The following is an 18856-nucleotide window of genomic DNA, read 5'->3' on the forward strand; positions in this document are numbered from 1 at the left end:
GCTTGCCAGGACCCATGGCCACCGCAGTTGTAGGACTCAACCTACGGCGACTGGGGCGTATCAAAGCAACAGCTGACTAATAGGTAAAATCGATTTATCGTATTTCAAATATAAGCTCAGCTTGTAAGAGGATCTGCGATGTCGGTTTCCCACGCCCAACTCAAAGCCTTTCATGCCGTGGCGCTCCACGGCAGTTTTACCCAGGCCGCCGAGCGCCTGTTCCTCACCCAGCCGGCGATTTCCGACCAGGTACGCAAGCTCGAAGAACGCTTTGGCGTACTGCTGTTTCATCGCAATAAACGCTCGGTGCGCCTGACCGACCTGGGAGAGCGGCTGCTGGCCATCACCCAGCGCCTGTTTGTGATCGAGGCCGAAGCCGAAGAGTTACTGCAAGACTCTCGCGCCTTGCAGACCGGCACCCTCATCCTAGCGGTGGATGCTCCCGTGCACTTGCTGCCGCAGATCGCACGTTTCTGCCAACGCTACCCGGGGATCAGCGTGAAGATCGAAACCGGCAACACCGACGAATCGCTGTTTCGCCTGTACAACTACCAGGCCGACCTCGCCCTGTTGGGCCGCGATGTCGACGACGAACGTCTGCTGTCACTGCCCTTGCCCGACGGCCAGTTGTTGGCCTTTGTCGCACACAACCATCCCTGGGCCGGACGAACGTCCATCTGCCTCGCGGACCTGGATGACACGCCGCTGGTATTGCGCGAAATCGGCTCCGTGACCCGTCAGACCCTGGAACAGGAGATGAACCAGGCCGGGCTGCGCATTCGCCCGGCGATCCAGGTCGAAGGTCGTGAAGCGGCGCGCGAAGCGGTGGTGGTGGGGATTGGCGTGGGTGTGGTCTCGGCGGCGGAGTTCGGCGCCGACTCACGGGTGTACGCCATGCCGATCCGAGATTGCAGCCAGCGGATGAAAGAAACCCTGGTGTGCCTCAAGGAACAGAGCTCACGCCGGGTGGTGGCGACCTTTCTCGATATCGTGCGCGACAGCCTTCAACCCGACGCCAGCTCGAAGAACGCCTGAATCAAGCGCAGCGACCGGCGCCGCTCCATGCAACCGAGCATATGCCGGTTCACCAGGCCCTCCCCCTGGATCGGCACCGCCCGCACCCGAGGGTCCTGGCTGACCTCCATGGACGAAACCACGCCGACGCCCAACTCGGCCGCGACGGCCTCGGTCACCGCCTCACGGCTGTCCAGTTCCAGCAACACCTTGGGGTGCACGCCGGTGGCGGCACAGGCGTCGTCGAAGGTGCGCCGGGTGATCGAGCTGGGTTCACGCAGCACCATGATCACCGCGTCCAATTGCGCCATGCGAATCCCCTTGGGCAGCAGCGTCCAAGGATGCGCGGCCGGTACCAACGCGCAGATCCGCGACTCGCTCAACGGTTGCAGATGTAGGCCATTGCGTGGCTCCACTTCCGTGAGCACCGCCACATCCGCATGCTCGGACAACAGCGCCGCCAGGGTTTCCTGGGCATTGCCCAGGCGCAGGTTCACGGTGATCCCAGGGTAACGCGCACGCAGGCTGGCGATCATGGGCATTACCAGGTGCGGTCCGTCAGCCGCCACTTCCAGGCGCCCGGTGAGCAATTGGCGGTTGGCCTCCAGCAGGGTCTGAGCTTCATCCACCAGGCCAAAGATCGCCCGGGTGATCGCCGCGAGGCGTGCGCCCTCTTCCGTCAACTCGACACGTCGCGCGGTGCGGCGCAGCAGCGGGATCTGGTAGTGCTCCTCCAGTGCCTTGATGTGCCCGGTTACCGCCGGCTGGCTGATGAACAGCCGCGCGGCGGCACGGGTAAAACTACCCTCGCGGGCCACGGCGTCGAATGCACGCAATTGGAACAGGTTCATATCTATCGGCCTCACTGATAGCTCGCATAACAACAAACAATTTGATTGATAACAAGCCAAACTGCAATTTAAGCGCCGTAGCTTCAACCCCCGATGCATTGCGAGGACTTGAGATGACCACTGCCGCGCCAATCCTGCTGACCCCCGGCCCCCTGACCACATCGAATCGCACCCGCCAGGCCATGATGGTGGACTGGGGTTCATGGGACGACCGCTTCAACCAACTCACCGCCAGCGTCTGCGAACAATTGCTGGCGATCATCGATGGCGTCGACAGCCACCACTGCGTGCCATTGCAAGGCAGCGGCACCTTCGCCGTCGAAGCGGCCATCGGCACGCTGGTCCCGCGCGACGGCAAGGTGCTGGTGCTGATCAACGGCGCCTATGGCAAGCGCCTGGCGAAAATCTGCGAAGTACTGGGCCGCGCCTTCAGCACCTTTGAAACCGCCGAGGACGAACCGACCACCGCTGCCGATGTGGACCGCCTGCTACAGGCCGACCCGGCCATCACCCACGTCGCCCTGATCCACTGCGAAACCAGCACCGGCATTCTCAACCCGCTGCCGGAGATCGCCCAGGTCGTTAAAACCCACGGCAAACGCCTGATCATCGACGCCATGAGTTCCTTCGGCGCACTGCCGATCGATGCCCGCGAAGTCCCGTTCGACGCGCTGGTCGCCGCCTCCGGCAAGTGCCTGGAGGGCGTGCCGGGCATGGGGTTCGTCTTCGCCGAAAAACAGGCGCTGGCCGCCGCGCAAGGCAACTGCCACTCCCTGGCAATGGACCTGTTCGACCAGCACAGCTACATGGCCAAGACCGGCCAATGGCGCTTCACGCCGCCGACCCATGTGGTCGCCGCCCTGCACGAAGCGCTGCTGCAATACCAGGAAGAAGGCGGCCTGCCCGCGCGGCATAAACGCTACGCCAGCAACTGTCAGGTGCTGCTCGAAGGCATGGCCGAACTGGGCGTGCGCAGCTTCCTGCCGGCCGCCATCCAGGCGCCGATCATCGTCACCTTCCATGCGCCGCAAGACCCGCGCTACCAGTTCAAGGACTTCTACGAACGGGTCAAGGCAAAGGGTTTCATTTTGTATCCAGGCAAGCTGACCCAGGTGGAGACCTTCCGCGTGGGCTGCATCGGGCATGTCGACGCGGCAGGCATGCGGGCAGCGGTCAAGGCGATCGCCGAGGTGCTGCACGCCATGGAAGTGTTGGACATTTGATTCCCCCTTTTACCGATAGGATCTGAACCATGCAGTATCAAAACCCCAACACCCTCCAGGCCGTTATCCTTGATTGGGCCGGCACCGTGGTCGACTTCGGCTCGTTTGCCCCCACGCAGATCTTCGTCGAGGCCTTCGCCGAGTTCGACGTGCAAGTCTCCATCGAAGAAGCCCGTGGCCCGATGGGCATGGGCAAGTGGGACCACATCCGCACCCTCTGCGATCAACCACAGGTTGCCGAACGCTACCGCAAGGCCTTCGGCCGTACGCCCACCGATGACGACGTGACCGCCATCTACCAGCGCTTCATGCCGTTACAGATCGAGAAGATCGCCGAACACTCGGCGCTGATTCCCGGCGCCCTCGACACCATCGCCCGGCTGCGCGTGCAAGGCATCAAGATCGGCTCCTGCTCCGGCTACCCCAAGCAAGTGATGGACAAGGTGGTTGCCCTGGCCGCCACCAACGGCTACATCGCCGACCACGTGGTGGCCACCGACGAAGTGCCCAATGGTCGCCCATGGCCGGCCCAGGCCCTGGCTAACGTGATCGCGCTGGGGATCGATGATGTCGCCGCGTGTGTGAAGGTCGACGACACCGTGCCGGGCATCCTCGAAGGTCGCCGCGCCGGGATGTGGACGGTGGCCCTGACCTGCTCCGGCAATGCCTTGGGCCTGACCTATGAACAATTTCGCGCCCTGGACGCGGCCACACTGGCCAGCGAGCGCAAACGCATCGAGGCGATGTTCGAAGGCTCGCGCCCGCACTACCTGATTGACACCATCACCGACCTGCCGGCGGTCATTACTGCCATCAACCGTCGTATGGCGAAAGGTGAGATGCCTCAAAGCCTTTGAGACAGAGCGTGCTCACCTTCGGGAAGGTGAGCCATTCATTACTGAGCGCTACACCAAATGGTTTAGGCCATAGGGCTGAACCACTGCATCCGCCATTCTGCATGTAGAGGGCAATGGCTAAATCAGCGCATATACCGAAACATCCTCACCAAACTCACTTTTACGGGCCTCAAAGGATAACTTGTCGGGTCCATACATATCGACATAACCCTTTGCCATCAACATGCCTTCATAACCAACCGTCAATACGCCACAAAGTCCTTTTGCCTCCGCCTCCGCGTACGGCATCTTGCTTACATGCTGGGAGAGCCCCAAATGATTCAGGGCTTTATTAGCCCAAAAATAGTGGTTTAGCGAATCCATTGCGGCCTCAAAAGGATCATCAGAAAACTGAATAATGCCGCCGCCGCCCGCCTTCATGTGCGCCGCTCTGTCATGCTCTTCGCGTTTGGCGGCCACGGCATACATGAAGGTAGCGTCTTTGATCATCCCCATATCTTCCCCACTGAAACCTGCCCACCGTCGAGCTTTGTCAATTTCTGCTCGGGTAAGGGAAACCGTGAAGCCATCCCTCATGACAACTTTATACAACCCATCGTTTTCGGTGATGCGAGTGAATACACCTTTGGGATTTTGGCCAAACTTCATCATTGCGGCCTTGATCCCCGCGATCATGCCAGCGTTATTACCCTGCCCCTCGCTGAGCCCCAACCAAACATCATCAGGCAATTTGCCCGCCGAGGTATTGGATATAGACGAGATTGTTTCATCATTGGGAACGACTACTGCCTGTTTATCAGGAACAACGCTTGTACCATGCTTAGTCTTATCGCCGCTTAAGTCTGTATCTTTTTGTACCTTTGCCTGTGCAAGCAGACTGAGCAACGAGTTCATCAACAGGGCCAGCTGAGAAATCAGCCTACCAGGATCGATATCATCAGGTATTGGGTTATTTACCCGAACATTGTTAGATTTCAGCACGGGTTGCATCACCTCTTGACGCGACACGGGCCAATCAGATCTAGCCCCAAAAGCTCCGTCGACTGCCAGTGCGTTACACTCAACAGCTTTACGCCCCAAAACACTATTACCCATCATGTTATGTCCCTCACTCAATTCAACGTTAGATTAATTCGTACGTGACACCAGGGTGTCCAACGGGTAAGGTTTTTTTCATAACGCACCCATCCAACACTCCCTCAAATGCAAAGTTTGTGTTGCCGCCTGTATTTATAATTCCTATGCCACCACTGTGATGAAGCGCCGACCATGTGGTACGACGCATCACCCCCTCAAGACCAAGTTGCTTGAGACTGGTGGCGGGATCTTGGTAAGAGCACAACATGTTCAAGCCATCAATAAAGCTTTTCGGTGCACCACCAGCACTTTCCAATTGCACGCGCTTGGCGCTAGCTGCGTACATAAAGATAACGTCTTTAAACATGCCCCCGTCCTCGGCTGTGCGGCCGTGCTGAAAACCCGCGTACACTTTCGCTCGTGCGATTTCCTTCAAGGTAAGACTTAGTTCAAATCCATCTTTCATGACAACGTTGTAACCACTCTCTGTTCGCACCACACTTGAATACACACTGAGAGGACTTTGCCCAAATCTCATCATCGCCGCCTTAATTGCGGACAGAGCAGGTTCGTTTTTCTTGCCCGAAAACATGACACCCGTCCATACATTTGTTGGTCGCTCACCCTGTTTCTTTTTTGAGAGGCCTGGGGACTGACGACTATCCACCTCCTGCGGAACTGACTGTTTGCCATCACTGACTGCAACCTTGTTATCAGGCATTTTTTTTGCAGATGTTTGTTCCGAGTTCTGCTCTTCTTTTTGAAGTAATCGTTTCAGCGATGGCATGAGTGCATACAAGGATGAATACAGTGACTCAAGGGATATCGGAGCATCTGACTCCTGAACAATCGTCCGCGTATCAGGACGCTTTAAAGCAACAGGCCCCTCATTGAATACTTGCTTTTTTTGCACTTCCGCTGACGGCGCACAACTTTTCGCCCCCCGCCCATCATGCACACTCGAACCCCCTTTCGGCCTCATATAACAATCGCTCAAGTACCCATTGATCATTTGCACTGCTCCATAATAATAAGAACGCCTGAATGCGCATCAACTCGACAGTTGAGAAATCACGATAAGATCGCGAACATATAATCAACGTACATCGGCTCGCTTTTAGTCTGTGATCATCACAAGGTATCGAGTTCCTGCCGAGATTCGGTCGCACTGTAACTAGACGCTGCAAATCCATAGGAAAACTCGGAAAAAGCCGCGTAATAACTCTGCCAGACCTATCAGCCCAAATGAAAAAATTGATTTACCGCAAGCAGTTCATTAGAAACCGGCTTACAGTAAAAGGACTCCGTCGCCAAAGAATGGAGGTTTGCCCTGATGAGTGAGGAACCCAGCGATGCCGTGGAAAAATTCCGATACGCGCTACAGCACCATGTCGATTGCGTTGCACTGGTTGATGGTGGTGCTGCTGGCGGTGGTCTACGCCTGCATTGAGTTACGCGGCCAGTTCCCCAAAGGCAGCGGTGCGCGAACGTTGATCGTCGAGATGCACTTTATGTTTGGCCTCACCGTGTTTGTGCTGGTGTGGCTGCGCCTGTTTGCACGCAGCCTGGGGGTGGCACCGAAGATCGTCCCGGCGCCGCCGCAATGGCAGAGCCTGTTGGCCACCCTGATGCACGTCGCGTTATACGCGTTGATGATCGGCATGCCGATTGCCGGTTGGCTGATCGTCAGTGCCGAGGGGCATTCGGTGATGTTCTATGGCATGGAATTGCCGCCGCTGATCGCTGAGAACAAGGACCTGGCCAAGCAGATCGAGGGCTGGCACGTGTGGTTCGGCAAGGTCGGTTATTGGCTGATCGGGCTGCATGCGCTGGCCGGGATTGCCCACCATTACATCCTGCGCGACAACACCGCGTTGCGCATGATGCCGGGCAAACGCGCTAACCCTTGAAACCTCGGCGACCTTGCAGGCCGCCGGTGTGGACGAAGACCAGGCGAGTGCCGGGGGCTAAGCCCCCGGCTTCGATGTGGGTCTTTAAAGCCAGTAAGGCCTTGCCGGTGTAGAGCGGCTCCAAGGGCACGCCGCAGGCCTGCTCTGTTGCTTCGATAAACTCGAGCAGCAAGGGGTCGACGTTGGCAAAACCACCGCGGCTGGCGTCCACCAGCTCATATCCGCCCTGCACGATAGCCTCGACGTTCTGCGCTACACCGTGGCCATCCGGCACCGCCATGGCGCCGTACACCGGGTGTGCGCCCCTTTCCGCGAGTACCAGGCCGGCCAGCGTGGTGCCGGTGCCTGCCGCCAGCCACCAGGCGTCGTAATCCGCCCAGCCCACGCGGTGTAACTGCGCACGCACCTGCTCGACCAGCACCGCGCAGCCCATGGCGCCCGTGATGCCACCGCCGCCTTCGGGCACGGGATGCAGGTCGGGATACTGTTCACGCCACGGCAGCCAGAAACCCGGTTCATGCCGAGCGCGATAGCCGCCATAACCCAGCCAATGCAGTTGCATGCCAAAGGCTTTCAGGTCGACGACGGTCGGGGTGTCTTGCGCATGCCCGCGTAACAGGCCGACGGTGGGGAAACCGAAGCGCTTGCCGGCGGCGGCCAACGCGTGCAGATGGTTGGAGTAAGCGCCGCCCAGGCTGATGAGACCGCGCGCGCTGTGCGCCTGGGCCAAGTGCCCGGTGAGCTTGAACCACTTGTTGCCGCTGATCAGTGGGTCGATACGGTCCAGGCGCAGCACGGCCAACTCGACGCCGTTCAGCCAATCGAGCTGCAAGCGTTCAAGGGGGGCGTGGGGAAGCCAATCGAAGGGACCCATCGGAAGGGATCTGCATGAAAAACGGGGCGGTAGTCTAACACCGCCCCGCTCGGGGTCTTACAGCTCCGCCGCGAGACGCGAGCCCTGGTTGATGGCGCGCTTGGCATCCAACTCGGCCGCCACGTCGGCACCGCCGATCAGGTGCACGTTCTGGCCGGCCGCGACCAGGCCGTCCTGCAATTCGCGCAGCGGGTCCTGGCCGGCGCAGATGACGATGTTGTCCACTGCCAGCACCTGCGGTTCGCCCTCGGCACCGATGCGGATATGCAGGCCTTCATCGTCGATCTTCAGGTATTCGACGCTGTTGAGCATCTGCACGCGCTTGTTCTTCAAGCCAGTACGGTGGATCCACCCGGTGGTCTTGCCCAGGCCATCGCCGACCTTGGAGGCCTTGCGTTGCAGCAGGAACACTTCTCGCGCCGGCGCATGCGGTTGCGGCTTGATGCCCGCGACGCCGCCACGGGCTTGCAGCTGGGTGTCGATGCCCCACTCTTTCCAGAAGGCTTCGCGGTCCAGGCTGGTGGACACGCCTTGGTGCACGAGGAATTCCGACACGTCGAAACCGATACCGCCCGCGCCGATCACGGCGACGCGCTTGCCGACCGGTTTACGTTCCAGGATCACGTCCAGATAGCTCAGCACCTTGGCGTTGTCGATCCCTGGGATCGCCGGCGTGCGCGGCGCGATGCCGGTCGCCAGGATAATCTCGTCGTAACCGCCCGCCGCCAGTTGTGCCACGTCCACGCGGGTATTGAGGCACAGCTCGACGTGGGTGGTCTGCAACTTGCGTTTGAAGTAGCGCAGGGTTTCGAAGAACTCCTCTTTGCCCGGCACACGTTTGGCGATGTTGAACTGGCCGCCGATCTCGCTGGCGGAGTCGAACAGGGTGACTTGATGGCCACGCTCGGCGGCGACCGTTGCGGCGGCCAAACCGGCAGGGCCGGCACCGACCACGGCGATCTTCTTGATCTGCTTGACCGGCAGGTAGTTGAGCTCGGTCTCGTAGCATGCACGAGGGTTGACCAGGCAGGTGGTCAGCTTGCCGCCAAAGGTGTGGTCCAGGCACGCCTGGTTGCAGCCGATGCAGGTGTTGATTTCATCGGCGCGGCCGGCGGCGGCCTTGTTGACGAACTCTGGGTCGGCCAGGAAGGGGCGTGCCATCGAGACCATGTCGGCATCGCCTTCGGCGAGGATCTGCTCGGCGATTTCCGGGGTGTTGATGCGGTTGGTGGTAATCAACGGGATCTGCACCGCACCGCGCAGCTTGGCGGTGACTTTGCTGAACGCGCCACGCGGTACTTTGGTGGCGATGGTCGGGATCCGCGCTTCGTGCCAGCCGATCCCGGTGTTGATAAGGGTCGCCCCGGCGCCTTCGATGGCCTTGGCCAACTGCACGATTTCTTCCCAAGTGCTGCCGCCTTCCACCAGGTCGAGCATCGACAGGCGGAAGATAATGATGAAGTTCGGGCCCACGGCTTCACGCACACGGCGCACGATTTCTACCGCCAGGCGCATGCGGTTTTCGTAGCTGCCCCCCCAGCGGTCGGTGCGATGGTTGGTGTGGGCCGCGAGGAACTGGTTAATGAAGTAGCCTTCAGAACCCATGATTTCCACGCCGTCGTACTCGGCGACCTGGGCCAGCAACGAGCACGTGACGAAATCCTGGATCTGCTTTTCGATGCCCTCTTCGTCCAGCTCCTTGGGTTTGAACGGGTTGATCGGCGCCTGGATCGCGCTGGGTGCCACCTGCTTGGGGCTGTAGGCATAACGGCCGGCGTGGAGGATCTGCATACAGATCTTGCCGCCCGCCTCGTGCACGGCCTGGGTGACGATCTTGTGCTTCTGTGCTTCTTCGTCGGTGGTCAGTTTGGCTGCGCCTGAATACACGCCGCCCTCGTCATTCGGGCCAATGCCGCCCGTGACCATCAGGCCCACGCCACCTCGGGCGCGCTCGGCGAAATAGGCCGCCATGCGTTCGAAACCGCCGGGTTTTTCTTCCAGGCCGGTGTGCATCGAGCCCATCAGGGTACGGTTGCGCAAGGTGGTAAAACCCAGGTCCAACGGGGCCAGCAGGTGCGGGTAGGCAACAGCGGTCATGGTCAAGCTCCACAACGGATCATCACGGGACGTGACACGCTCGAACGGCGCGCCATCGGTTTATGTCCCACAGACTAAGAGGCGGTGGACGACGGCTCAATGACCGAAACTGACAAGTTATTGATCCAAATGCACAGCGCCCCTTGGCAAGCCCGCCCATGGGCCCTACCCTAGTCGGCGAACCCTGCACACGGTCTGTTGTCTGTTCCCCCATGCGTAAACTTCTAGCTTTTACCGTCACCATGGCCCTGGTTGCCGCCGTCGCCGCGTATCTGGTCTGGACCCAGAAGCGCCCCGTGGCGCATTACCTGTCGGACCTGCGTATCACCCTCGCCGTCAACGAAGGCCTGCCCGCCGACCGGGGCAACTTGCTGGGCATCCAGCCGGAGCTGTTTCCCGCCGACTACCAGAGCCTGGAACGCCTGCACCTGAAGCTCGCGGCCTACCTGCAAAAAGCCCGCGACCAGGGGCTGATCAACGACAAGACCATCGTGGTGCTGCCTGAACATATCGGCACCTGGCTGATGCTCACCGGCGAAAAGAACGAGGTGTACCAGGCCCTCCACGTGAAGGATGCGATGAATTGGCTGTCGGTCAGCAACCCGCTGCTGTTCGCGCGCGCCTGGATCAGCGCGACGGGCGACAACCGCACCGACGACGCCTACCTGCGCATGAAAGCCTCCGGCATGGCACGGGACTATCAGTTGGTGTTCGGCGGCCTGGCCAAGGAGTTCGGCGTCACGCTGGTGGCCGGTTCCATCACCCTGCCCAACCCGAGTGTCAGCCAGGGGCAACTGCAGGTCGGCCATGGCGCCCTATACAACGCCAGCCTGGTCTTCAACGCAGACGGCTTGCCGGTGGGCCAGCCGCAGCGCCAGCTCTACCCGATCTACGATGAACGCGGCTTTATCGAGCCCGGTGACGAAAACATTGTCAGCGTGGTCGACACCCCGGCCGGGCGCCTGGGGGTGCTGGTGGGCAGCGACAGCTGGTACCCGGACAACTACCGCAAACTCAACGAACAAGGCGCGCAGCTGATCGCGGTGCCGGCCTTTGTGCTCGGCCGCGATACCTGGGACCGCCCTTGGCGCGGCTTCAAAAGCGTGTCCACCCCGACCGAAATCAGCCTCAAGCCCGAAGAACTCAGTGAGGGCCAAGCCTGGCACCGCCTTACGCTGATCAGCCAACAACCGGTCAGCCAGGCCAGCGCCGGCATGAGCGTGTTCCTGCGTGGGCAGTTCTGGGACTTGGGCACCGCCGGTCACAGTTTTCTCAGCAGCAATGGACAGATCAGCGCAGATGGCGAAGCCCGTGGCGCGCGCTTGTTGAATATCTGGTTGTGAAACCGGTACGGCTGGGGGATCTGTCGGTGGGCTTCGTGCACACCTTGGCCGATGCCATCCACAGCCATGGCCTGGACCCGCAGCCGCTGCTGCTGCAATACGGACTCGACCCGGCGCGCCTCGCCGAGGCCGGTGCCCGCTTGTCGATCCCGCGCTACATGCGCCTGGGCCATGCGGCCATTCAACTGACCGGGGACCCAGGCCTGGGCCTGCGCATGGGCCAGCTCAGTCGCTTGAGCCAGGCCGGGCTGGCGGGCGTCACCGCCGCCCAGGCGCCCAACGTGCGCGAGGCGGCGCGTGCGCTGACGCGCTTCGAAGCACTGTATGGCTCCAACTATCGTGGGCAGTCGAGCTTTGTCGAAGATGCCGAAGGCGCCTGGCTGCGCTTCTATTCCATCAGCCCCTACAACGCCTACAACCGCTTTGTGGTGGACTCGATCATCGCCGGCTGGCTGCATCAATTGTCCAGCCTGGCCAAGCAACCGGTGCAGGCGCAGCGCATCGATATCGAGTTCGAAGCGCCGGAGTACAGCGAACACTACAACGCGCTTGGCGACGTTCACTTCGGAGCCGACGCCAATCAACTGCGCCTCAACCAGCACACCCTGGCGCTGCGCAACCCGCAACATTGCCCGAGCACTTGGCAATTGCTGTTACAGCTGTGTGAAAGGGAATTGGAACAGTTGACCCGCACCCGCAGCCTGCGCGAGCGCATTACCCGGTTGCTCGGGCCGATGCTCAATGGCGGCCGGGAGCCCGACCTGGAAGAAGTGGCGGCACGCCTGAAGCTGCCGACCTGGACGTTGCGCCGCAAACTGGCCGAAGAAGGCACTCAGTTCCGCGCGATTCTCAACGATACCCGCCGCGACCTGGCCATGACCTACATTCGCGATACGGAACTGGCGTTCGGCGAGATCGCCTACTTGCTCGGTTTTGCCTCGGCCCAGGCGTTTCAACGGGCCTTCAGGCGGTGGAACAACCAGACCCCAGGGGAATTTCGCCGCAGTCAGCGGCATTCCGCCTGAAGCCGGTCTTACAGCTCTGTCGCATCGTCTGCGGGTTCCAGCGGGTCCAACTCAATCGCGCGGTACTCGAGCAGTTCTTCCTGGTAATCGTCCATGCTGGACTCCTTGTTGAATTAAAAGCGGCTGCTGATTAATGACCTGCACAGCCAGCCTAAAGTGCCGTCATGACGAAAAAATGTCTGCACCATGACGTTCCTGCACTCAAGGATTAAACGTAGCAGCGTTACAGGGATTTAGCACCTGGGACTTGAAGAACAATTGCAATCATTGCAATTGCAATCACATGCGAATTTCCATTAGGGTAATGGCATTCGTCGCCAGGTGACCCTCTCCATGACCGCCGCTACCGCACACGCCGCGCAGCTCTGTATCGACGCCTTGAGCACTGCTGCCGCCAGCCGTTCACCGCTGTACACCGTGACACGCATGGCCGACACCCTCGAATTCAGCCGACACGCCTGGGTGATCCGCGGCCAGTCACGCTCACGCCGCGCGGGTCACTGGCCCGGCTGGTTTGCGCGTAATACGGCGGAAAAACCTTTGTTGTACCTGCACAGTGCGCAATCCTCCGCACAGCTGAGCGCGCTGTCGGACGTCACCCAACAGCGCGGCATCCTGTGCAACGACATTGAAAACCAGCCCTCCCGTTGGCCCAAAGGTGCGCAGCCGTCCTTGCCGTTGTGGCTGGCCACTCATCCGCGCTGCACACCGTATGACCCGGCCTCGGGGGACGAAGCCCAAGCGATTGTGCTGGCGGCGCTGCGTACGCTGTATGTCGACGGCAAGCCTGGTTTTTACTACCTGGCCCTGCATGATCATGACAATACAGCGGCCCTGAATGAGCAGGACCGTGAAGCTGCGCTCAAGGGTATGTACCCGCTCCAGCGGGACACGCCAGGGGATGTGCGACTGCTCGGCGCAGGCCGCGCGCTGGAAGAGGTCGTGCAGGCCAAGCGCTTGTTGGAACAGGACTGGAATATCACCGCGCAACTCTGGAGTTGCCCCAGCTACACACGGCTGGCCCGCGAAGCAGCGGCCGCTGAACGCTGGAATCGCCTGCATCCCGAGGCGCCCAGGCGCAGTTGCCATTTGCGTGATTGCCTGGCGGGGAATGCAGCGCCGGTGATTGCGGTGACCGGTTATCCGCAGGCGATTGTCGATCAGTTGGCGGGGCACGTGGAGGCGCGGTTCGTGGCGTTGGGGGCGGGCTCGGTGCAGACGGCGGCGCCGAGTCGGTATTGGATTGTGGTGTCGGCGCTCAGGGCGTTGGCGGATGAGGGGCGGATCGATGCCCTGCTAGTGGAAAAAGGCATCAAGCGGTACGTCCTGAGATGAGCTGGAATGCGATCAAAAAATGTGGGAGCGGGTTTGTTGCCCGACGGTTTCAGCGTCGACCCAAGGGGCTGCTTCGCAGCCCAGCGCAGGGCAAGCCTGCTCACCACAACAAGCCTGTTCACCACAGCAGGCCTGCTCACCACAACCAGCCCGCGCCCTTATTTGATCTCCATGTTTCTCAGACTTTGCGGCGGCTGCGGGTCTGCACGCCTGCGTCCATCGCCAGCCCCGCCGTGCGTTCCAGCGCATCCGCAAAACCCTGGCGCTGCTCCGGCTCGAGCTGAGACAGAAACAACTCATCCACCGTGCTTTCGTAGATCTTCCACATCTTTTTACGCAGCACCCGGCCGGCATCGGTGATCGAGGCAAACGCCGCGCGGCCATCGCCGTCGGAGCGGGAACGCACCACCAGGCCGTCCTTTTCCAGACGGTCGACCAAGCGCGTGAGGTTGTAGCGCTCGATGGCCAGCACATCGGCCAATTCGTGCATGCGGCGGGTGCCGTCGGGGCCGCTTTCCAGGCCCCACAACGCGTCGTACCAGGCATACGGCGGCAGGTCCGCCGCTGCCAGGCGCCGCTCGATTTCACGGATCACCGTCCTGTGAGCCCTGACAAAACGGAACCATACATCCGGCTCTTTCGACGACATGCAACACCATCCGGGGAATTTCAAGAAGGTTGCAATAGTAGCTCATCCCGCGCTAGATTCGATCATGTAGTTGCAATTGCAATTATTTTGTCGGCACTCCCACAAGGAGCCCGCCACTTGAAATCCGCCTACCCTGGAGCCTCACATGACCCCGAACAACGCAGTCAGACGCGACGACGATCCGCAGGAAACCCGCGAGTGGCTGGAGTCCATCGAATCGGTGCTGTCCACCGAAGGTCGCCCGCGCGCGCACTACCTGATCGATCAGTTGCTGGATTTCGACGTGGCGCGGCATGGCGACTTCTACGGGCGGGTGACCACGCCCTACGTCAATACAATCCCGGTGGACCGTCAGTTGCCCTACCCCGGCAACCTGGCCATCGAACGCCGTACCAATGCGTTTATCCGCTGGAATGCCATGGCGATGGTGTTGCGTGCAGGCAAACATTCAGGTGTCGGTGGGCATATTGCGACCTATGCGTCAGCCGCCGTGTTGTACGACGTAGGCTTCGACCACTTCTTCCGTGGCCGTACCGACAGCTTTGACGGCGACCTGGTCTATATCCAGGGCCACTCCTCTCCCGGCATCTATGGTCGCGCCTACCTCGAGGGCCGCATCAGCGAAGCGCAGCTCGACAACTTCCGCCGCGAGGCCGGTGGCGACGGTATCTCGTCCTACCCGCACCCACGATTGATGCCGGACTTCTGGCAATTTCCCACGGTGTCCATGGGCCTTGGCCCGATCACCGCCGCCTACCAGGCGCGCTTTATGCGTTACCTGGAACTGCGCGGCCTCAAGCAACACCAGGGCCGCAAGGTCTGGGCATTTCTCGGTGATGGCGAAATGGACCAGCCGGAATCCCTGGCGTCCATCTCCCTGGCCGGGCGCGAGAAACTCGACAACCTGATCTTCGTGGTCAACTGCAACCTGCAGCGCCTGGACGGCCCGGTGCGCGGCAATGCCAAGGTGATCCAGGAGTTCGAAAGCCTGTACCGCGCCGCCGGCTGGAACGTGATCAAAGTGATCTGGGGCGGTGGCTGGGACGCGCTGCTGGAGAAAGACCAAAGCGGCCTGCTGCGCCAACGCATGATGGAATGCGTGGACGGCGACTATCAGAATTACAAATCACAGAACGGCGCTTACGTGCGCGAACATTTCTTCGGCAAATACCCAGAATTGCTGGCGCTGGTTGCGGACATGTCCGACGACGACATCTGGAAACTCTCACGGGGCGGGCATGACCCGGACAAGGTCTACAACGCCTACGCCGCTGCCGTGCGTCACAGTGGACAGCCTACGGTGATCCTGGCGAAAACCGTCAAGGGCTTTGGTATGGGTGAGGCCGGCGAAGGCCAGAACATCAACCATCAATTGAAGAAAATGGGCGCTGATGCGGTAAGGGCTTTCCGCGATCGCTTTGGCCTGGAAGTCGCTGACGAGCAGCTCGCCGACATTCCCTACCTCAAGCCCGCAGCCGACAGCGAAGAAGCCCGCTACTTCGCCGCACGCCGCCAGGCCCTGGGCGGCTACGTACCGGCGCGCCACAGTGCGGTCGAGCCCCTGCAGGTTCCCGAACTGTCCGCCTTCGCCACCCAACTCAAGGACACCGGCGAGCGCGCGATCTCCACCACCATGGCGTTTGTGCGCATCCTCGGCACCCTGCTCAAGGACCCGCACCTGGGCAAACTGATCGTACCGATTGTGCCGGATGAGTCGCGCACCTTCGGCATGGAGAGCCTGTTCCGACAGATCGGCATCCACTCCGCCGTAGGCCAGCTCTACACCCCACAGGACGCAGGGCAATTGAGCTACTACAAGGAAAGCAAGGACGGACAGATCATGCAGGAAGGCCTGAATGAATCCGGCGCCATTTCCTCGTGGATTGCGGCGAGTACGTCCTACAGCAATCACGGCCTGATGACGGTGCCGTTCTATATCTTCTATTCGATGTTCGGCTTCCAGCGGGTCGGCGACCTCGCCTGGGCGGCCGGTGACGCGCGGGCGCGCGGCTTCCTGCTGGGTGCCACGGCCGGGCGCACCACGCTGATGGGTGAAGGCTTGCAGCATGACGATGGGCACAGCCATATCCTGTCGTCGGTGATTCCGTGCTGCGTGTCTTACGACCCGACGTTTGCCTACGAGCTGGCGGTCATTATTCGCGAAGGTATGCGGCGGATGTATGTGCAACAGGAGGACATTTATTACTACATCACCCTGCTCAACGAAAACTACCCGCACCCGGCAATGCCCGAAGGTGTGGAAGACGGCATTCTCAAGGGCATGTACCGGCTCAAGGCCAGCCAACAGGCCCAGGTGCAACTGATGGGCAGTGGCTCAATCCTGCGCGAAGTGATCGCCGCGGCGGAGCTGCTGGAGAAGGACTTCGGCGTGCAAAGCGCCGTGTGGAGCACGACCAGCCTCACCGAATTGCGCCGTGACGGGCACGAGGTGGAACGCTGGAACCTGCTGCACCCGCAGAGCGAGCCACGGGTGAGCTACGTGGAACAATGCCTGGCCGGGCAAACGGGGCCGGTGGTGGTGGCGACGGACTACATGAAACTCTTCGCCGATCAGATTCGCCCCTTTGTCCCCAACCGGCGCTTTGTGGCGCTGGGCACGGACGGCTTCGGGCAATCGGATACCCGTGAAAGCTTGCGGGCGTTCTTCGAAGTGGACCGGCATTTCATCGCGCTGGCGGCCTTGAAGGCACTCGCGGATGACAGCGTGATCGGCCGTGAAAAAGTCAGTGAGGCCATCAGCCGCTACGGGATCAACGTCGACAAGGCGAACCCCGTAGCGGTCTGAGTTACTGCGCAGGCGTCGGCAGCGGCGGGATCGCTTCTGTCGGCGGCGGCAGGTCCGGGTTGGTGGCTGCGGGTGCGGGCTCTGCTTGCGGTGCAATCGGCGCGGCCTCGGCAGGCGGCGTGACGGGTTGCGAAACGGCAGGCTCTTCCTTCGCCTCCTTCGCCGGCTCGACCTTCTCGGCAGCCGGTGCCACTTTAGGTTCCGGCACACCCAGTTCAGCTTTCGGCTGCTCGGGAATATGCGCAGCCTTCTTCACTTCCTGAGGCAGGAACACGTCCACCAGCGCAAAGTAGCGCTCGTAGAATTTCGGCGCCGAGACGGTTTCGCTTGCCACCTTCACCATCGAATCATCGGTGGAGCCGATCGGCATCGACACCGACCCCAGCACACCCACCCCCACACTCGCGGAGTTGTTGACCTTCTTCAGCGCGTAGCGATCCTGCAAGGCATTGGCGAACATCGTCGAATGGTTGGTGCCTTTGCCATCATCGGCACACACCACGTTGAAGCTGATTTGCAGATGGGTCTCGCCGGTCTGCTGAAAGCTCTTGTTACCCACGACCACTTTCGCATCGTTACTGGTGATGATGTAGCCCTGGCTCAGCAGGGCACGCCGCGCGGCCTCGCACGCCGCGACATCACTGACCGGGTAATCCCGCGAAAACGTGCCGGAGTCGTCGAAACTCTCATGTTCATAGATAGCGGTCTTGGGTGACGAGCAGCCCGCAGCGCCCGCCAACACCAGCGCCACCCCAAGGCTACGCAAGTAAAATGATGTCGACATTGAAAATCCCGAGGAAAACAGTCAGGGCGGTATTGTGCAACAGAACGAGGCCTTGGCGCGCGCATTCCTGTCGGTAAAACGTCACAGCCTCACACGACGCCGCTCGTAGGAAAAAGCCCGGCGCACATATGATCGATAAACACCCGCACTTTGGCCGAGGCATGGCGACTTGATGGCCACAACATCCAGAAACTGCCACGGTGCTCGATACAGTCGTCCAGCACCCTTTGCAGGCGCCCCTCACGCACCGCGTGGTTGACCATGTAATCCGGCAGGCAAGCGATTCCCAATCCTTCGAGCACCACATGGTTGAGGGACTCGATGGTCGTGCTGACCAGTGGGGTGCGCAAAGTGGGCTCCGACGCACCGGGAGCCAGGCGCAAAGGCCAAGGCTCCAGCTTGCCCGTGGCGCAGAATTTGTGGCGAAGGCAGGCATGTTCGCTCAACTGCTGCGGGTGCTGCGGGGTGCCATGCTCACGAAAATAGGCCGGGGTGCCCACCAACACCAGCTGATAGTGCCCCAGGTGACGGGCCATCAAGCGTGAATCTTCCGGCTTGCCCGTACGAATCACCGCGTCGAAACCTTCTTCGATCACGTCCACCATACGGTCGGAGAAATCCACATCCAGCTCGATCTGCGGGTAGGCGCGCATAAAGTCAATGAGCACCGGCATCAGCAAACCGCGCACTTGCGGCACGCTGATGCGTAACTTGCCACGGGGTGTGGCGCTGGCCTCCGTCAGTTCCCGTTCGGCAGCCTCGACCTCAGCCAGGATACGCCGCGAACGCTCGAGGAACAGCGCGCCTTCGCTGGTCAAGGTGATGCTACGGGTACTGCGGTGAAACAGCCGAACCCCCAGGCGCTGTTCCATCCGCGCGATGCTTTTGCCGATGGCCGAAGACGACACGCCGAGCAGACGGCCAGCGGTGGTGAAACTGCGCGTCTCTGCCACCTGCACGAATACCGAAAGGCTGCCCAGACTGTCCATGATGTGCCCTTTTAGATTGCGG

16 protein-coding genes are annotated in these 18856 nt (G+C 60.8%); 8 read left to right on the forward strand and 8 right to left on the reverse strand.

From position 1 onward, the window contains the following. The first annotated feature begins 138 nt into the window (after positions 1 to 138). Complete coding sequence (locus ACI512_RS23930; protein ID WP_236381353.1) at positions 139 to 1035, forward strand: LysR substrate-binding domain-containing protein; 897 nt, start codon at positions 139 to 141, stop codon at positions 1033 to 1035. On the opposite strand, the gene ACI512_RS23935 is transcribed toward ACI512_RS23930, so the two are convergent. Further along, positions 1005 to 1865 (reverse strand): LysR substrate-binding domain-containing protein, encoded by an 861-nt coding sequence (locus ACI512_RS23935; RefSeq protein ID WP_236381355.1) that lies wholly within the window; start codon positions 1863 to 1865, stop codon positions 1005 to 1007. The genes ACI512_RS23930 and ACI512_RS23935 overlap by 31 nt on opposite strands. A 113-nt stretch (positions 1866 to 1978) precedes the next feature. Between ACI512_RS23935 and ACI512_RS23940 the strand changes: the two genes are divergently transcribed. Both ACI512_RS23940 and phnX read left to right on the forward strand, forming a co-directional pair. Further along, the gene (locus tag ACI512_RS23940) at positions 1979 to 3088 is read left to right on the forward strand and encodes a 2-aminoethylphosphonate--pyruvate transaminase (protein ID WP_236381357.1); all 1110 of its coding nucleotides are present in this window, start codon (positions 1979 to 1981) and stop codon (positions 3086 to 3088) included. 29 nt (positions 3089 to 3117) lie between these two features. Continuing rightward, positions 3118 to 3945 carry a phosphonoacetaldehyde hydrolase gene (gene phnX / locus ACI512_RS23945; RefSeq protein ID WP_236381359.1) on the forward strand — a complete coding sequence of 276 codons (828 nt, stop codon included), beginning with the start codon at positions 3118 to 3120 and terminating at the stop codon, positions 3943 to 3945. 117 nt (positions 3946 to 4062) lie between these two features. On the opposite strand, the gene ACI512_RS23950 is transcribed toward phnX, so the two are convergent. Together ACI512_RS23950 and ACI512_RS23955 are read right to left on the reverse strand one after the other, a co-directional pair. Next, positions 4063 to 5043: a hypothetical protein gene (locus tag ACI512_RS23950; RefSeq protein ID WP_236381361.1), complete on the reverse strand. Its 981-nt coding sequence runs from the start codon at positions 5041 to 5043 to the stop codon at positions 4063 to 4065. A gap of 25 nt (positions 5044 to 5068) precedes the next feature. Further along, on the reverse strand, positions 5069 to 6034 hold the full coding sequence (locus ACI512_RS23955; RefSeq protein WP_231808810.1) for a hypothetical protein: 966 nt from the start codon (positions 6032 to 6034) through the stop codon (positions 5069 to 5071). 340 nt (positions 6035 to 6374) lie between these two features. On the opposite strand from ACI512_RS23955, the gene ACI512_RS23960 reads away from it, so the two are divergent. Next, positions 6375 to 6932 carry a cytochrome b gene (locus tag ACI512_RS23960; RefSeq protein WP_015884709.1) on the forward strand — a complete coding sequence of 186 codons (558 nt, stop codon included), beginning with the start codon at positions 6375 to 6377 and terminating at the stop codon, positions 6930 to 6932. Here the strand turns inward: ACI512_RS23960 and ACI512_RS23965 are convergent. Next, complete coding sequence (locus ACI512_RS23965; RefSeq protein ID WP_236381362.1) at positions 6922 to 7806, reverse strand: 1-aminocyclopropane-1-carboxylate deaminase/D-cysteine desulfhydrase; 885 nt, start codon at positions 7804 to 7806, stop codon at positions 6922 to 6924. The two genes, ACI512_RS23960 and ACI512_RS23965, sit on opposite strands and share 11 nt — an antisense overlap. Positions 7807 to 7863: 57 nt before the next feature. After that, positions 7864 to 9903 (reverse strand): NADPH-dependent 2,4-dienoyl-CoA reductase, encoded by a 2040-nt coding sequence (locus ACI512_RS23970; RefSeq protein WP_231808811.1) that lies wholly within the window; start codon positions 9901 to 9903, stop codon positions 7864 to 7866. Positions 9904 to 10115: 212 nt separating this feature from the next. Here ACI512_RS23970 and ACI512_RS23975 point away from each other — a divergent pair, with 212 nt between their 5' ends. The 3 genes from ACI512_RS23975 to ACI512_RS23985 all read left to right on the forward strand — a co-directional run bounded on the left by ACI512_RS23975 (position 10116) and on the right by ACI512_RS23985 (position 13606). Beyond that, complete coding sequence (locus tag ACI512_RS23975) at positions 10116 to 11246, forward strand: carbon-nitrogen hydrolase family protein (protein WP_236381364.1); 1131 nt, start codon at positions 10116 to 10118, stop codon at positions 11244 to 11246. Beyond that, the gene (locus ACI512_RS23980) at positions 11243 to 12271 is read left to right on the forward strand and encodes an AraC family transcriptional regulator (protein ID WP_236381366.1); all 1029 of its coding nucleotides are present in this window, start codon (positions 11243 to 11245) and stop codon (positions 12269 to 12271) included. The genes ACI512_RS23975 and ACI512_RS23980 overlap by 4 nt, the downstream gene beginning before the upstream one ends. 333 nt (positions 12272 to 12604) lie before the next feature. Continuing rightward, positions 12605 to 13606: a transketolase-like TK C-terminal-containing protein gene (locus ACI512_RS23985; protein ID WP_236381368.1), complete on the forward strand. Its 1002-nt coding sequence runs from the start codon at positions 12605 to 12607 to the stop codon at positions 13604 to 13606. A 178-nt stretch (positions 13607 to 13784) separates the two neighbouring features. On the opposite strand, the gene ACI512_RS23990 is transcribed toward ACI512_RS23985, so the two are convergent. Continuing rightward, positions 13785 to 14255 (reverse strand): MarR family winged helix-turn-helix transcriptional regulator, encoded by a 471-nt coding sequence (locus ACI512_RS23990; RefSeq protein ID WP_015884715.1) that lies wholly within the window; start codon positions 14253 to 14255, stop codon positions 13785 to 13787. Positions 14256 to 14400: 145 nt separating this feature from the next. Here ACI512_RS23990 and aceE point away from each other — a divergent pair, with 145 nt between their 5' ends. After that, positions 14401 to 17061 carry a pyruvate dehydrogenase (acetyl-transferring), homodimeric type gene (gene aceE / locus ACI512_RS23995; protein ID WP_405121384.1) on the forward strand — a complete coding sequence of 887 codons (2661 nt, stop codon included), beginning with the start codon at positions 14401 to 14403 and terminating at the stop codon, positions 17059 to 17061. Between the two features lies 1 nt (position 17062). Here the strand turns inward: aceE and ACI512_RS24000 are convergent, their stop codons facing one another. Then, a complete protein-coding gene (locus tag ACI512_RS24000; protein ID WP_102060097.1) occupies positions 17063 to 17845 on the reverse strand; it encodes a DUF2242 domain-containing protein in 783 nt (260 codons plus the stop codon). Positions 17846 to 17934: 89 nt separating this feature from the next. Further along, the gene (locus ACI512_RS24005) at positions 17935 to 18834 is read right to left on the reverse strand and encodes a LysR family transcriptional regulator (RefSeq protein WP_236382474.1); all 900 of its coding nucleotides are present in this window, start codon (positions 18832 to 18834) and stop codon (positions 17935 to 17937) included. Positions 18835 to 18856: the final 22 nt, after the last annotated feature.

Source organism: Pseudomonas petroselini, from assembly GCF_045037875.1.
GTDB classification, from domain to species: domain Bacteria; phylum Pseudomonadota; class Gammaproteobacteria; order Pseudomonadales; family Pseudomonadaceae; genus Aquipseudomonas; species Aquipseudomonas petroselini.

What these genes read in the sequence shown, in the direction of transcription:
- ACI512_RS23930 (WP_236381353.1), top strand. Translation starts at nt 139, where the DNA reads ATGTCGGTTTCCCACGCCCAACTCAAAGCCTTTCATGCCGTGGCGCTC.
- ACI512_RS23935 (WP_236381355.1), bottom strand. Translation starts at nt 1,865, where the DNA reads ATGAACCTGTTCCAATTGCGTGCATTCGACGCCGTGGCCCGCGAGGGT.
- ACI512_RS23940 (WP_236381357.1), top strand. Translation starts at nt 1,979, where the DNA reads ATGACCACTGCCGCGCCAATCCTGCTGACCCCCGGCCCCCTGACCACA.
- phnX (WP_236381359.1), top strand. Translation starts at nt 3,118, where the DNA reads ATGCAGTATCAAAACCCCAACACCCTCCAGGCCGTTATCCTTGATTGG.
- ACI512_RS23950 (WP_236381361.1), bottom strand. Translation starts at nt 5,043, where the DNA reads ATGATGGGTAATAGTGTTTTGGGGCGTAAAGCTGTTGAGTGTAACGCA.
- ACI512_RS23955 (WP_231808810.1), bottom strand. Translation starts at nt 6,034, where the DNA reads ATGATCAATGGGTACTTGAGCGATTGTTATATGAGGCCGAAAGGGGGT.
- ACI512_RS23960 (WP_015884709.1), top strand. Translation starts at nt 6,375, where the DNA reads ATGCCGTGGAAAAATTCCGATACGCGCTACAGCACCATGTCGATTGCG.
- ACI512_RS23965 (WP_236381362.1), bottom strand. Translation starts at nt 7,806, where the DNA reads ATGGGTCCCTTCGATTGGCTTCCCCACGCCCCCCTTGAACGCTTGCAG.
- ACI512_RS23970 (WP_231808811.1), bottom strand. Translation starts at nt 9,903, where the DNA reads ATGACCGCTGTTGCCTACCCGCACCTGCTGGCCCCGTTGGACCTGGGT.
- ACI512_RS23975 (WP_236381364.1), top strand. Translation starts at nt 10,116, where the DNA reads ATGCGTAAACTTCTAGCTTTTACCGTCACCATGGCCCTGGTTGCCGCC.
- ACI512_RS23985 (WP_236381368.1), top strand. Translation starts at nt 12,605, where the DNA reads ATGACCGCCGCTACCGCACACGCCGCGCAGCTCTGTATCGACGCCTTG.
- ACI512_RS23990 (WP_015884715.1), bottom strand. Translation starts at nt 14,255, where the DNA reads ATGTCGTCGAAAGAGCCGGATGTATGGTTCCGTTTTGTCAGGGCTCAC.
- aceE (WP_405121384.1), top strand. Translation starts at nt 14,401, where the DNA reads ATGACCCCGAACAACGCAGTCAGACGCGACGACGATCCGCAGGAAACC.
- ACI512_RS24000 (WP_102060097.1), bottom strand. Translation starts at nt 17,845, where the DNA reads ATGTCGACATCATTTTACTTGCGTAGCCTTGGGGTGGCGCTGGTGTTG.
- ACI512_RS24005 (WP_236382474.1), bottom strand. Translation starts at nt 18,834, where the DNA reads ATGGACAGTCTGGGCAGCCTTTCGGTATTCGTGCAGGTGGCAGAGACG.